10 protein-coding genes and 2 tRNA genes are annotated in these 14,325 nt (G+C 35.7%); 10 read left to right on the forward strand and 2 right to left on the reverse strand.

Translation table 11 applies throughout. The annotated features are described in order from the left end of the window. Window positions 1-20: 20 nt before the first annotated feature. Window positions 21-1,547 carry a helicase HerA-like domain-containing protein gene (locus tag AC0INN_RS10210; RefSeq protein WP_273650139.1) on the reverse strand — a complete coding sequence of 509 codons (1,527 nt, stop codon included), beginning with the start codon at window positions 1,545-1,547 and terminating at the stop codon, window positions 21-23. 340 nt (window positions 1,548-1,887) lie between these two features. Here AC0INN_RS10210 and AC0INN_RS10215 point away from each other — a divergent pair, with 340 nt between their 5' ends. The 3 genes from AC0INN_RS10215 to AC0INN_RS10225 are packed head-to-tail and all read left to right on the forward strand — an operon-like array spanning window position 1,888 to window position 4,000. Then, entirely contained in the window at window positions 1,888-3,297 is a 1,410-nt protein-coding gene (locus AC0INN_RS10215; RefSeq protein WP_273650141.1) for an MBL fold metallo-hydrolase, read from the forward strand. A gap of 8 nt (window positions 3,298-3,305) precedes the next feature. After that, window positions 3,306-3,683: a rhodanese-like domain-containing protein gene (locus tag AC0INN_RS10220; protein WP_273650142.1), complete on the forward strand. Its 378-nt coding sequence runs from the start codon at window positions 3,306-3,308 to the stop codon at window positions 3,681-3,683. 17 nt (window positions 3,684-3,700) lie between these two features. Beyond that, window positions 3,701-4,000, forward strand: a complete 300-nt coding sequence (locus tag AC0INN_RS10225; RefSeq protein WP_172281416.1) for a thioredoxin family protein — start codon at window positions 3,701-3,703, stop codon at window positions 3,998-4,000. Window positions 4,001-4,035: 35 nt separating this feature from the next. Here AC0INN_RS10225 and AC0INN_RS10230 read toward each other — a convergent pair whose 3' ends face one another. Next, complete coding sequence (locus tag AC0INN_RS10230) at window positions 4,036-4,788, reverse strand: nitrilase-related carbon-nitrogen hydrolase (RefSeq protein WP_273650143.1); 753 nt, start codon at window positions 4,786-4,788, stop codon at window positions 4,036-4,038. 103 nt (window positions 4,789-4,891) lie between these two features. On the opposite strand from AC0INN_RS10230, the gene AC0INN_RS10235 reads away from it, so the two are divergent. From AC0INN_RS10235 to AC0INN_RS10265, 7 genes are all read left to right on the forward strand, one after another. Then, complete coding sequence (locus AC0INN_RS10235; RefSeq protein WP_172281420.1) at window positions 4,892-5,332, forward strand: DUF6646 family protein; 441 nt, start codon at window positions 4,892-4,894, stop codon at window positions 5,330-5,332. A 104-nt stretch (window positions 5,333-5,436) separates the two neighbouring features. After that, window positions 5,437-6,786, forward strand: coding sequence for an RIP metalloprotease RseP (gene rseP, locus AC0INN_RS10240; protein ID WP_273650145.1), 1,350 nt, complete (start codon window positions 5,437-5,439; stop codon window positions 6,784-6,786). A gap of 82 nt (window positions 6,787-6,868) precedes the next feature. Then, window positions 6,869-6,942 (forward strand) — tRNA-Asn (locus AC0INN_RS10245). A 172-nt stretch (window positions 6,943-7,114) separates the two neighbouring features. Beyond that, window positions 7,115-10,276 (forward strand): S41 family peptidase, encoded by a 3,162-nt coding sequence (locus tag AC0INN_RS10250; protein WP_273650147.1) that lies wholly within the window; start codon window positions 7,115-7,117, stop codon window positions 10,274-10,276. Between the two features lie 74 nt (window positions 10,277-10,350). Continuing rightward, window positions 10,351-11,076: an AAA family ATPase gene (locus tag AC0INN_RS10255; protein WP_273650150.1), complete on the forward strand. Its 726-nt coding sequence runs from the start codon at window positions 10,351-10,353 to the stop codon at window positions 11,074-11,076. A gap of 130 nt (window positions 11,077-11,206) precedes the next feature. After that, window positions 11,207-11,280, forward strand: a tRNA-Asn gene (locus AC0INN_RS10260). A gap of 225 nt (window positions 11,281-11,505) precedes the next feature. Next, complete coding sequence (locus tag AC0INN_RS10265; RefSeq protein WP_172281426.1) at window positions 11,506-14,031, forward strand: DUF5686 family protein; 2,526 nt, start codon at window positions 11,506-11,508, stop codon at window positions 14,029-14,031. The last annotated feature ends 294 nt before the right edge of the window (window positions 14,032-14,325 follow it).

Consider the following 14,325-nt stretch of genomic DNA (forward strand, 5'->3'; position numbering starts at 1 on the left):
GAATTGCACTAATGTTTTTATTATCTCCTTCTTCCTCCCAGACCAAACATTCCCAAAACTGCTTTTGCCCCTTCACGCATCAATGTGGTGGTAAAAGTTCTTCCTGCTTTGCTCTGTAATACCTGTTCAAACATCCCTGGCTCTTCCTTTACCGGCTTTGCTCTTTGTGTAGGAGCCGGATTCTGTGCCGCCTGCTCCATTCTTGCCGTTAATATCTCATAAGCCGATTCTTTATCTATCGCTTCTTCATATTTAGCAACCAAAGCAGAATTTCCTGTTAATTCCGAAACCTCAGCATCATTCAAGACATCCATTCTCGATTCCGGAGAAATCAGGTAAGTCTGAACCAGAGGAGTAGGAATTCCTTTTTCATCCAACGCCGTTACAAAAGCTTCTCCAATTCCAAGATTCTGAATCAGATTAGAAGCATTATAAAATTCTGTTGTAGGATAGTTTTCCACTGCTTTTGAAATCTCTTTTTTATCTTTTGCAGTAAATCCTCTCAAAGCATGTTGAATTTTTAATCCTAACTGAGAAAGAACATTCTCAGGAACATCTCCGGGAATCTGTGTAATAAAATAAATACCTACCCCTTTTGAACGGATTAATTTAACCATTGTTTCAATTTGTGAAAGCAATGCCTTAGAAGCTTCATTAAAAATTAAATGCGCTTCATCAATAAATAAAACTAATTTAGGTTTTCCGCTATCTCCTTCTTCAGGAAATGTCATATAAATTTCCGCAAAGAGAGAAAGCATAAATGTTGAAAACAGCTGTGGTTTATTTTGTATATCGGCAACCCTTAAGATATTTACAACTCCTTTTCCATCCCTTGTCTCAAGTAAATCCTGAACATCAAAGCTCAGCTCACCGAAGAAATCAGTTGCTCCCTGTTGTTCTAAAGCGACTATTGATCTTAGAATAGTTCCCAAAGAAGCAGATGCTATTGATCCGTAATTGGAAGATAATTCTGCTTTACCTTCTGCATTATCAGTCACATATTGCAGGACTTTTTTCAGGTCATTTAGGTCGATTAAAGGAAGTCCTTTATCATCACAATATTTAAAAACAATTGACATAATACTCTGCTGGGTATCATTCAACTGTAAAATCTTGCTCAATAAAACCGGACCGAATTCTGTGACAGTAGCTCTCAATTTCACACCCTTACCACCGGAAATACTCATTAATTCAACAGGAAAGGCTTGTGGATTGTATGGAAGCTGGGTTTTTGCATATCTTTCTTCTATAATGGGATTCATTTCACCTGCTTCTGCAATTCCTGAGAAATCTCCTTTAATATCTAAAACTAAAGATGGAATCCCAGCATGTGATAACTGTTCCGCAAATACCTGAAGAGTTTTGGTTTTTCCTGTTCCGGTGGCTCCCGCAATAAGACCATGCCTGTTGATTGTTTTTAATGGAATGGTTACATTCACTTCGGTAACTACCTCCCCATCAAGCATACCTTTTCCTAATATAATATGATCTCCTTTCGGAGTATATCTAGCACTTAATTCATCAATAAATTGTTTTTTATCTGCCATTTGATTTTTTTTAACTTATAAATATAAAATTTTTTACAAAATATTAAGTCAACAAACTTGTATTCTTGCGAAGTTCTCTGATTAATTATTTCGTATTTCTTTTAAACAGACCCATTTCCTGTACGTAATTATTTTTGTTTTTTAAGCATGACAAAAAACAGTCTACCAATTTAGTATTTTAATAATCTGCCCTTTCTTGTTGAAAATAAATAACTTTCGATTCCTAAAACCGGGCAAAACCATTTAAATTGAAAGAAACTATCATTCAGATTTAACATTTCGTTTACAATTCATCTAATACTTTGTATCTTTAACTGAAATTTAATTTAAAACTAAGCAAATGAAAGTTGAACAAATATATACGGGCTGTCTAGCTCAGGGAGCCTATTATATTGTCTCAGAAAACGAAGCTGCAATTATAGATCCTCTAAGAGAGGTAAAACCATATCTGGACCGTCTTGAGAAAGACCATGTAACTTTAAAATATATTTTTGAAACACATTTCCATGCCGATTTTGTTTCCGGACACCTGGATTTAAGTAAAAAGACTGGTGCTCCTATTATTTACGGACCTACTGCTAAGCCGGAATTTGAAGCAACAATTGCTGAAGATTATCAAATCTTTGAAATTGGAAAAGTAAAAATAAAGGTTCTGCATACTCCGGGCCATACCATGGAAAGCACCACCTATCTTTTAATAGATGAAAATGATGTTGAAACAGCAATTTTCACGGGTGATACTTTATTTTTAGGAGATGTTGGCCGTCCGGATCTCGCTCAAAAAGCAACTAATCTCACGCAGGAGGACCTTGCGGGAATATTATATGAGAGTCTTCATAGCAAGATTATACCTTTAGCAGATACCATCACTGTTTATCCTGCACATGGAGCAGGTTCTGCCTGTGGAAAAAACATGCAGAAAGAAACAGTTGACACCCTTGGGAACCAAAAACGAACCAACTACGCTTTAAACCAACCCGATAAAGAATCTTTTATAAAAGAAGTTTTGGACGGCCTTACTGCCCCACCGAAATATTTCGGAATGAATGTAGCTTTGAATAAAGGGGGTTATGAAAGCATAGATACCGTAATGGATAAAGGTCTTAATCCAATTTCTGTAGAAGATTTTGAGATCATCGCTGAAGACTCCGGAGCACTTATTTTAGATACCAGAAGCGCTGCCGATTTCCATAAAGGCTTTATTCCTAATTCTATTAATATCGGACTGAAAGGAGATTTTGCTCCTTGGGTAGGAACATTGATCGTAGACGTAAAACATCCACTGTTATTGGTTTCAGATAAAGGAACCGAAGAAGAAGTGATTACCCGGTTAAGCAGAGTTGGATTTGATAACGTTTTAGGGTATTTGAATGGAGGTTTTCAATCATGGCAGAATGCCAATAAAGAAACTGATGAGATTAAAAGGATTTCTCCTTCAGAATTTGTAGAAGAATTCAATGATCAGTCTACGGTTATTGATGTCAGAAAACTGACTGAGTATGCAGCTGAACATATTGATAACGCATTTAATAAGCCATTAGACTCCATCAGCGACTGGATCAGTTCAATTGATGACTCGGAACATTTCTTCCTTCATTGCGCAGGAGGATATAGAAGCATGATTGCCGCAAGCATTCTTAACTCACACGGGATCAGAAATTTCACTGAAATCGAAGGAGGTTTTAACGGAATTAAAAAAACGGAAAAACTACCCACTTCGGATTTTGTCTGCCAGTCGAAAACATTGTAAATTAACGAATGAGAAATAAGGTTTGCGGATTTATTTTTGCTGTATCTGTAACGTTAAGTGCATGTAAAAATTCAAGTGTATCGAAGAATAATGCCCCAGCTGATATTAAACAAATAGTAAACAGTAGTGATGTTACTTTGGTAGACGTTAGAATTCCGGAGCAGTATAAGGAAGGAACAGCAAAAGATGCAATCAACATCCCGCTTGCTGAGATTCAAAATAATATTGAGTCCTTAAAAGGCAAAAAAGTAGTGGTTTTTTGCAACAAAGGAATCCAGGCGGACCAGGCAGTAGAGATTTTAAAGAAAAACGGAGTGGAAGCCTATGACGGGACAAGCTGGAAAAATGTAAAGGCAATCCAGAAAGAGGCTGATAGCCCCAAATAATAAAAACACCAAAAATCATGTCAGAAAAATTTAAAGAATTAATTAATTCCGAAAGACCTGTTTTAATTGACTTTTTTGCGACCTGGTGCCAACCGTGTAAGGTTCAGTCGTCAGTACTCACAACAGTTAAAGAAAATGTAGGTGAAGGAGCAAGAATTATTAAAGTAGACGTAGACCAGTATCCGGCTATTGCTTCACAATATGGAGTTCGTGGTGTCCCTACTTTGGCTATATTTAAACACGGAGAACTTTTGTGGAAAGAAAGTGGCGTACATGACGTCAATACTTTAACCCAATTGCTGAAACAATATGAATAAAGCTGTGAAATTTCACAGCTTTTTTATTTCGATAATTACATCTGAATTGAAAATTGATCCCGGTCATTCAAAAACTGGAAATGCTTTCTGAAATCCAAAAGCTCATTCATATTCAATTCTGCAGACACAATATTCTTTTCTTTTTGGGCAATGTCTCTTCCATCAGCAAAAAAACAATGTGAGCTTTCCTGATAGAATAAATTATTTCCATCGGTTCCTATCCTGTTCAATCCAAAAACGTATGATAAATTTTCAATAGCCCTGGCTTTCAGCAAGTGCTCCCAGGCTCCCACTCGCTTCTCCGGCCAATTGGCTACATAAAAGATTGCATCATAATCATCATTATTTCTTGCAAAAACAGGAAAACGAAGATCGTAGCAAACCTGAAGCAAAATGCGGAATCCTTTATATTCAACAATAACCCTTTCTTTTCCTGGGGTATACACCTTATCCTCTCCAGAGAAAGAGAACAAATGTCTTTTATCATAAAAAACAACTGACGAATCAGGCTTTACGAAATACAACCTGTTGTAAAATTTCCCATCTTGTTCTACAGGAGCACTTCCACAAAAAGCGGATCCTTTCTCTTTTGACATCTTGTGTAAGAAACTTAAAGCTTCCTCATTACGGTCTGAAACCTCAGAAGCATCCATACAAAAACCTGTTGAGAACATTTCGGGTAAAAGAAAAATATCAGCATCCTGATTATTTAATTCCTCTTCTATTAAACGAAAGTTACTTTCCTTATCTTTCCAGATAATATCTAAATTTAATCCTTTAATTTTCATAAAAGTCGTTCAAAATCTTGTATAAAAATAGGATTTTTAATCGGTTTCGGTTCTATTTTTGTAGCTGATTATTCTTAATTAATAGAACTAAAGTGTAATATTTATGAAGAAATTGGTTTTTATTTTAGCGGTCTTCTTCTTTGGAACTGCCGTAAATGCCCAGGCATGGACAGGAAAGGGTGATCAGAAAGTGCAATTGGGATTCAGTGCATGGGGATATGGAACAGGAATTACAGGGACTTATGATTACGGGCTCAATAAACTTATATCAGTTGGTGCCGGGCTGAACGGCTACTTTAGCGGATATAAAAATAATGACAATGACAACAAGGTCTTCATCTTTGGAAGGCTTAATTTTCATTTAAAAGAAGCATTACAGCTCCCTGAAAAGCTGGACATTTATCCCGGAGTTGATCTTGGGGTTCTCGGAAAAGATTTTGGAATCGGCGCCCATATCGGTGCCCGTTACTTTTTCACTGAGAGAATCGGTGTATTTGCAGAAGTTGGAAACAATGGCAGCCTGGGGGTTTCCCTTAATTTGTAAAAACAGTCTTAATATATGACAAAGCTTCTCTATATGAGGAGCTTTTTTATTTGGCATAGTTTTGATAATTGTTACCTTTGCAAATTAAAATCTAAAATTTATTAATGGAATTAGCAATTAAAATTTTTCAATTCATATTAAGCATTTCTATCTTAGTCGTTCTTCATGAACTGGGGCATTTTTTGCCCGCCAAATGGTTCAAAACCAAAGTAGAAAAGTTTTATTTATTTTTCGATCCTTGGTTTTCTATCGCAAAGAAAAAAATCGGTGAAACAGAATACGGTATCGGATGGCTTCCTTTTGGAGGCTACGTGAAAATCGCCGGAATGGTGGATGAAAGCATGGATACCGAACAATTAAAACAACCGGCACAACCATGGGAATTCCGTGCAAAACCGGCTTGGCAGAGACTTATCATTATGTTGGGAGGAGTTACGGTAAACTTTTTCCTTGCGTGGTTAATTTATAGCTGTCTTTCTCTTTTTAATGGAGAAATGTATACAGATCTTACAAAATTTGACAATGGTATCGGCGTAACAGATGCCGGTAAAAAAATGGGATTCCAAAATGGTGATAAAATTGTCTCTATCGATGGAAAACCAGCAGAAAGATTGGAAAATTCAGCTATTAATATACTTTTTAGTGATCATGTTACTGTTCTTAGAGGGGGTAAGGAAATTACATTCAAAGTGAATGAAGATGGTGTAGCTGATGTTATCAGACAAAGAGAAGCAAAGCTTTATATCACTCCCAGAATTCCCATGATCATTGATTCTTTAGCGACTCCTTCTTCAAAAGCATCAGGGTTGGCGAAAGGCGATAGAATTGTAGCCATCAATGGTAAACCAACTCCTTTCTTCGACGAGGTAAGTTCTACATTAGCTGAAAATAAAGGAAAAACAGTAAGCATTGAGGTTAATCGTGGTACTGAAAAGCAAACTATCTCCGCACCAGTAGATAAAAATGGTAAATTAGGAATTGCTGTTGACCAAAAAAGTCTTGCAAGTGTAGTTACTGACAAAAAATACTCTTTCGGAGAATCTATTCCAAGAGGTTTTGAAAGAACCATTGAAGCTTTAACCATGCAGGTAAAGCAGTTCAAAATTATGTTCAACTCTAAAATTCAAGGATACAAAAATGTAGGTGGACCTATTGCAATTGTAAAATCTATGCCCGTAAATAAGGCAGCAGATGGTAGCTTTGCGATTAACTGGCCTGCATTCTGGAGCTTTACAGCAATGTTTTCGATCTGGCTGGCTTTCCTGAATCTTATTCCTATTCCAGGATTAGATGGGGGACACGTTTTATTTACATTGTATGAAATTATTTTCGGAAAACCAGTTCCTCAAAAAGTATTGGAAAATGCACAAATGATTGGTGTTATCTTTCTGTTAGGCTTAATGTTACTGATTTTCGGAAGCGATATCTTTAAAATATTCACAGGAAAATTATAATATTTTTTAAATTTTCAAAAGAAAAATTTGCCTGGTATAAATATTCGTCCTATATTTGCACCACTTAAAAACAAAGGGACATTCCTCCTTAGCTCAGTTGGTTAGAGCATCTGACTGTTAATCAGAGGGTCGCTGGTTCGAGCCCAGCAGGAGGAGCAAAAAGACTTACATTTCTGTAAGTCTTTTTTTTGCATATCACATTTAATAATGCAAAAGATCCTGATATTCTTAAAAAATTAGATATTTGCAACTTATTAAATAATTATAAGAGGAAATATTTTGCAGAGCAAAGTATGACAACATATCCCCAGGAATATCTAATTATCTCATGAAAAGAATCTTTATTTCGTTATTAGCAGCCTTTGCTAGCATTCAAGTTTCAGCACAGGAAAAATCTTATTTTTTATCAAGTCCTTCATTAAGCCCGGATGGGAAAACCGCTTATTTTGCTTATGATGGAGACATCTGGAAAGTGGACTCCAATGGCGGAAACGCTTCCAGAATCACAGCCCTGGAGGGAGAGGAAATTAATCCACGCATTTCTCCAGACGGAAAATGGCTTGCATTCAGTTCCAATCAATACGGAAATTATGACGTGTATGTGATGCCTGCTGAAGGAGGAAGCATTAAACAGTTAACATTTCACACAGGAAAAGATGAAATAGAAAACTGGGGATGGGACAGTAAAACTATTTATTTTACCTCAAACAGGAATAATAACTTTGGAAGTTTTAAAACTACTATTGAAGGCAAAACACCACAAAAGCTTTTCAACAATTACTTTAATAATACAAACGGCCTGGCAGAAACTCCTGCGGGTGAATATCTTTTCACAAGTTCATCAGAAAGCGCCAATCAGGTACATCGCAAACACTATAAAGGAGAAAACAATCCTGATATTTTAGGTTATAATCCCAAGAACAATTCCTTTAAACAATATACGAACTATGCAGGAAAAGATTTTAATCCGAGCGTAGATAAAAATGGGACTATTTATTTTATTTCTGATGAAAATAACAATGAATATAATCTTTATGAACTTAAAAATGGCAAAAAGGCACCTTTAACACAATTTGAAACCTCTATTAAAAAGCCATTTGTTTCAGCTAACGGATCCAAAGTAATATTTGAAAAAGATTATCAGCTTTACACCTATGACGTAGCTACAAAAGATATAAAAGCTCTTAATATAAGCCTTAACACAAATAAAACACTGGAGAAAGAACAAAATTTTAATATAGAAAATAATATTTCTTATTATGATATTTCATCAGATGGTAAGAAAATAGCTTTTGTGAGCCGTGGTGTTCTTTTTGTTTCTGATATTGAAGGAAAGTTTACACAACAGATATCTGACGGAAAGGAACGTGTAATGGAAGTAAAATGGCTGAAGGACAATCGCACATTACTTTTTAACCAGACTTACCAGGGATATCAAAACTGGTTTAGTATTGCTGCAGACGGAAAAGGCCAGGTAAAACAATTAACTGCTGATTTGCGTAACAACCGCAATATAACCCTGAATAACGACCTTTCAAAAGCAGTGTATTTAAGTGGTCGTGATGAAGTAAGATTAATGGACTTAAAGAGTTTACACTCTACAACTATCGTAAAAGATGAAATCTGGGCTTTTCAAAATTCAAAACCTTCTTTTTCTCCCAATAACGAATATGTACTGTTCTCTGCAAAAAGAAATTTTGAACTGGACATCTTTGTTTATCATATCGGAAAAGGCAAAATCATAAATCTTACCAACACCGGCGTTTCAGAGGAAGATCCTTTTTGGTCACCCAATGGTAAGTATATTTATTTTACAAGTGACCGAACGAACCCTTCTTATCCGCTAGGTATGCAGAAATCTAATATTTACAGAATGGCGCTGGATTGGTTTGATGAGCCTTACAAATCTGAAAGATTCGATAAGCTATTTACTGAGGAGGTAAAGAAACCTGAAACGACAAAGGAAAACAAGGATAAAAAAGAAGAAGACAAAGAAAAAAAGGAAGAAAAAGAAATTGTTGTAAAAGAATTGAAAATTAATCCTGAAAACACTTTGGAAAGGATTGAGCTGGTTACAGACAGGTATGGATACCAGGAAGATCCTACCGTTTTCATGGACGACAAAAAGGAAATTTTATTCTTTAATTCCAATCAGGATAATGGAAAGAAACAACTTTTCAAAAAGGTTTTCACGGATTTTGAAACCGCTAAATCAGAAAAGGTTTTCGATAAAGAAGCCAGCTATATCATCAAAAATGACAAGTCTTTTTTTACATTAATAGAGGGTAACATTTATAAAATGGCCATAGCAACATTAAAGCCAGAAAAGATAAATATCCAGTATACTTTTAACAAAAATCTCGCTTCTGAATTTACCCAGATGTATGATGAAACATGGACTGGGGTTGAAGAAAATTTCTATGATGAAAAATTCCATGGCATCAACTGGAAAGCAAAAAAGGAGCAGTATGCTAAATATCTTCCGTATATCAATAACAGAAATGATCTGCGAATTTTATTGAATGACCTGTTGGGAGAACTCAATTCTTCACATACGGGATTTTCTTCAACAGGAAAGGAAGAAACCAGATATCTGAATTATTTTACCAATGAAACAGGGATTATCTTTAAAAAGGACCAGCCTTATAGTGTAGAAGGTATTGTAAGAAAATCACCCGCTTTCCGTTCCGGGGTTGACATTAAACCAGGAGATCAATTGATTGCTGTAAATGGAAAAAATATTGACGTACACGAAAATCGTGAATCTTATTTTACAAGTCCTAAAAAGCAGGAAGAAATTATTCTTACTTTCACACGCAATGGCAAGGAAATAACCACCAAGGTACATCCAATTTCAAATACAGAATTAAAAGGACTTTTGTATGACGACTGGATATTCAATAATCGGCAACGCGTAAATCAGATGAGCAACAGCCGCATTGCCTATTCATATATGAAAAATATGACTACTGATGAACTGGACCGCTTCCTTCTGGATATGGTGGAGCAGGAAATTCAAAAAGAAGCTGTTATTCTCGATTTACGCTATAATACGGGCGGAAACGTTCATGATAAAGTATTAAATTTCCTTTCTCAAAAACCTTATTTACAATGGAAATACCGGGAAGGAAAAATGACCACACAGCCCAATTTCGCACCTTCCGGAAAGCCTATTGTTCTTTTGATCAACGAAGCTTCGCTGAGTGATGCCGAAATGACCGCTGCCGGTTTCAAGGCTCTGAAATTAGGAAAAATCATTGGCCAGGACACCTATCGATGGATTATCTTCACTTCCGGAAAAAGTCTTGTAGATGGCTCTTATTATAGGCTTCCTGCATGGGGAACGTATACTCTGGATGGCCAGAACCTGGAAAAAACAGGTGTAAAACCGGACATCTATATTAAAAACACATTCATAGACCGACAGCAAGATCATGACCCGCAACTGGAAAGAGCGGTACAGGAAATCCTTAAAGATTTAAAGAAATAAAAAAACAAGACTTACAGAAATGTAGGTCTTGTTTTTTGCATGTATTTTGCTTAATATCAACTAAAAACAGACAAATGCCTTATTTATCCAGGATTTATTTAAACGAAGACCATCCGAAGGATTTTCCCTTCAACCTTCCTTTTTTGAGTAGTGGATTAAATCTTAGACTTCGAAGCAATGTCACTTTCTTTGTTGGTGAAAATGGGATTGGAAAATCAACTTTGCTAGAAGCTATTGCCGAAAAATGCGATTTCAATGTTTCGGGAGGAAATAGAAATCATAATTATAATTTTCATAAAACGGAATCCGAACTGGCAGAACACCTTAAACTTTCATGGGATACCAAAACAGCACAAGGCTTTTTTATGAGGGCAGAAAGCTTTTTTAATTTCGCAACATATATTGATGAAGTAGCCGAAGAAGACAGAAGTGTTTTAGATGCTTACGGGGGAAAATCTCTTCATCAGCAATCCCATGGCGAAGCTTTTTTATCATTATTTCATAACCATTTTCAGAAAGGCATTTATATCCTTGATGAGCCGGAAGCCGCTCTTTCTCCGCAAAGACAACTTTCCCTATTGTCAATTATTCACAAGCTGGAAAAAGCTGGAAAAGCCCAATTCATTATTTCCAGCCATTCACCTATTTTGATGAGCTATCCGGAAGCTGAAGTCTATTTACTGGATGATAAAATTAAACAGATTGATTATAAAGAAACGGAGCATTATCAGTTAACAAAAAGTTTTTTAGAATCCCCGGAATTGTATTTCCGTTATTTATTTGAGGATTACTCCATTTAATAAGATGACAAGCAAAATATTTCTTATTGAAATTCAACCTATTTACTTTAAAATCATTGATAATTGAACGTAAAACTTGCCTGATATAAATATTCATATTATATTTGCACCACTTAAAACAAAGGAAAATTCCTCCTTAGCTCAGTTGGTTAGAGCATCTGACTGTTAATCAGAGGGTCGCTGGTTCGAGCCCAGCAGGAGGAGCAAAAAAGACTTACAGAAATGTAAGTCTTTTTTATTTTTCATTCGGAATAAATTCTGTCCTATCCTATTGTCTTTTAAAATCATAGGTCATAATTAATCAAATTGGTCCTGTTATTTTTGTTACATTTGCATTTTTGTAAATACACACGAAATTTTTTTAAATCTTATCCGTTTTAAATAAACAGCATACTTTTTGTTTATGCTAAATGCTTGAAGAAATACCTAATGTTAATTAATAACTCTAAATACCACTATCTCTACCTTTTTCTTTTATTTTCCGGTATTGTATGCGCACAAAATGCTGCAAGTGGCAAAATTGTTGATGCCAAAACCAATAAAGAAGTTACCGGGGTGGATGTATTTATCAATGATAGTAATCAACCTTTTTTAACAACAACTACGGGAGCCTTCAGCGTTCAATCAGACAGTATTATTTACAAATTAAAATTCTTAAGAAAAAGCTATGCCTTACAAAGTATAGATGTTACCCCAGATAATGCCAATAATATCTTCGTAAAGCTTTCCAAAGAAAAGGTGGAAAACATTGAAGAAGTTGTGATCCATAACGAGAAAACAAAATATAAAAACAAGAAGGAAAATCCCGCTTATGCCATTATGCAGGAAGTATGGAAAAGAAAAAGAAATAATGGTCTAAGTAAATTCGATACCTACACTTATAAGGAATACGAAAAAATACAGTTTGACGCTAATAATCTGGACAGCGCCTTTATGAAGAGAAAGATCTTCAACAAGCTGGATTTCATCTTTGATTATGCCGACTCAACGGCAAGTGGAAAAATGGCTCTGCCCATCTTCCTGAATGAATCAATTTATGAAAATTACGGAGAAAATAAGCCCGGCAAGAAAACCAAAAAGCTTTTAATAGCTCAAAAAACATCTGGTTTTCAGGATAATCAAATTGTAACTTTAACGGCAAAAAATCTCTACAGGGACATCAATATCTATGACAATACCCTGAATTATTTTGATATTGGTTTTCCAAGTCCTGTAGGAACTGATGGTTTTAGTACGTATGACTATAATCTGATCGATACGATTGCTATACATGGTGAGAATGCTTATAAAATCAGGTATCAGCCTAAAAGAACAGAAATTTTAGCATTTCAGGGCTATCTTTATATTGATACCGACACTTATGCAGTTTTAGGAGCGACGTTAAAATCAACACAAAAAATGAATGTAAATTTCGTCAATGGGATTTCCACAGAGCTGGAATACGACAACCCCGACGAAAATACTTTCCTGCCTAGAAAATTTGTAACCGTAGTAGAGCTGACCCCTTTCTCAAAAAAGAAAACATCTAAAAGTATCATCGCTAAAAGAACTGTAGACTATTCGGAATATGAATTTAACAAGCCACTTGCTCCATCGGTTTTCACCCGAAAGGAGGAAGAGTATGACAATAAATTTGTAGATAAGGATGATGCTTACTGGGCTAAAGCGAGACCTGATACGCTATCCAAATCTGAACAGGGAGTCTATGATATGCTTGATAAGCTTCAGAAGGTCCCGAAATTCAACCGGATTGTAAAGTTATATGAAACCCTTGGATCAGGATACTACAACATAACAAAGGGAATAGATTTGGGTCCCATTTTTTCAGTTTATGGAGTAAACGAAGTAGAGGGAGACAGAATAAGACTGGGAGCGAGAAGTTATTTTTCCATGAACGATCCTTGGAGAATCCAGTTTTATACAGCATATGGATTTAAAGATCAGCAGTTCAAATATGGTGTTGAAGCAAAATATATGTTTAATAAAGTCAACCGGTTTATGATTGGAGCTGGCACCAGAAGAGATGTTATGCAGCTCGGTGTTCAGCTAACAACTGATGACGGAATCATGTCTCGTACATTTGCCTCGTCTACAGTCTTCGCAAGGGGAGATAATGCCTCTTTAAGCTCCCTGAATCAAACTAATGTATTTGCTTCTATTGAGCCATGGAAGAACTTTCAAATACGGGTAGATGGAACTATGCAAAGCATCAAATCAGCAAATCCTGACGGCTTCAACCTTATGTATTACAGAAACGGAGAATTAAGAAAAACCGTTAATGATTCCCATGTAACCCTTAGCTTAATAGCAAGACCTGGTGCTAAATTTTCACAAACCGGAGTTGACAGACACGAACATGGAACCTTGGCTCCTACTATTGTTTTAAAGTACACAAGAGGACTGGAAGGCCTGTTTAATGCTGATTTCAATTATAATAAACTACAATTCTTATTTTACAAACCGGTATTAATCGGAAGCTGGGGAAAAACACTAATCAATTTTGAAGCAGGAAAAAACTTCAATACAGTTCCGCTAGCCTTACAAAATATAATTCCCGGAAACCAATCTTATAGTTTGGTAGGAAATACATTTGCACAACTTAATTATTATGAGTTCGTTGCAGATACATATACGACGCTGCATCTGGAACATCATTTCAATGGTAAAATCCTTTCCTATATTCCACTAATCAAGAAACTCAAATTAAGAGAAATAGCTTTTATCAGAAGTGCATACGGAACACTGAGCGATGCATCTAAAAAGATTAACGTTGAAGGTTTTAAGTATTCTGCTCCTAGTGATCATATTTATTATGAATACGGTTTCGGAATTGAAAATATTGGATTTGGAAACCTGAGGATCTTCAGGGTAGATTTCAACTGGAGAGGCAACTACCTCAACAGGCCTGACATTTCTACATTTGGCGTAAAAGCAGGATTCCAGGTAGGCTTTTAAAATACTTTAGAAAGACAAATAATTTCCATCTGATAAGCAAGTAAAAACATTCAAGAATATCGAGCATTATTCCGTTATCAAAATAGATTAAAGGCAAAATATAGGCTACTACAGCTAAGCCGGTTTAGAACAGCCAGAAACACTAGAAGAGATCATTACAGCTCAAGATCAGCAACATCATTTTTTTAAGATCCTTTTATGTAGGCTTTCCCGGATTTTCAAGACAAAATTAGGATATTGAAAAAATTCCATACCATTTAAACATAAAAAAGCCTCAACAATGTTGAGGCTTTT

The organism is Chryseobacterium subflavum (assembly GCF_055762745.1).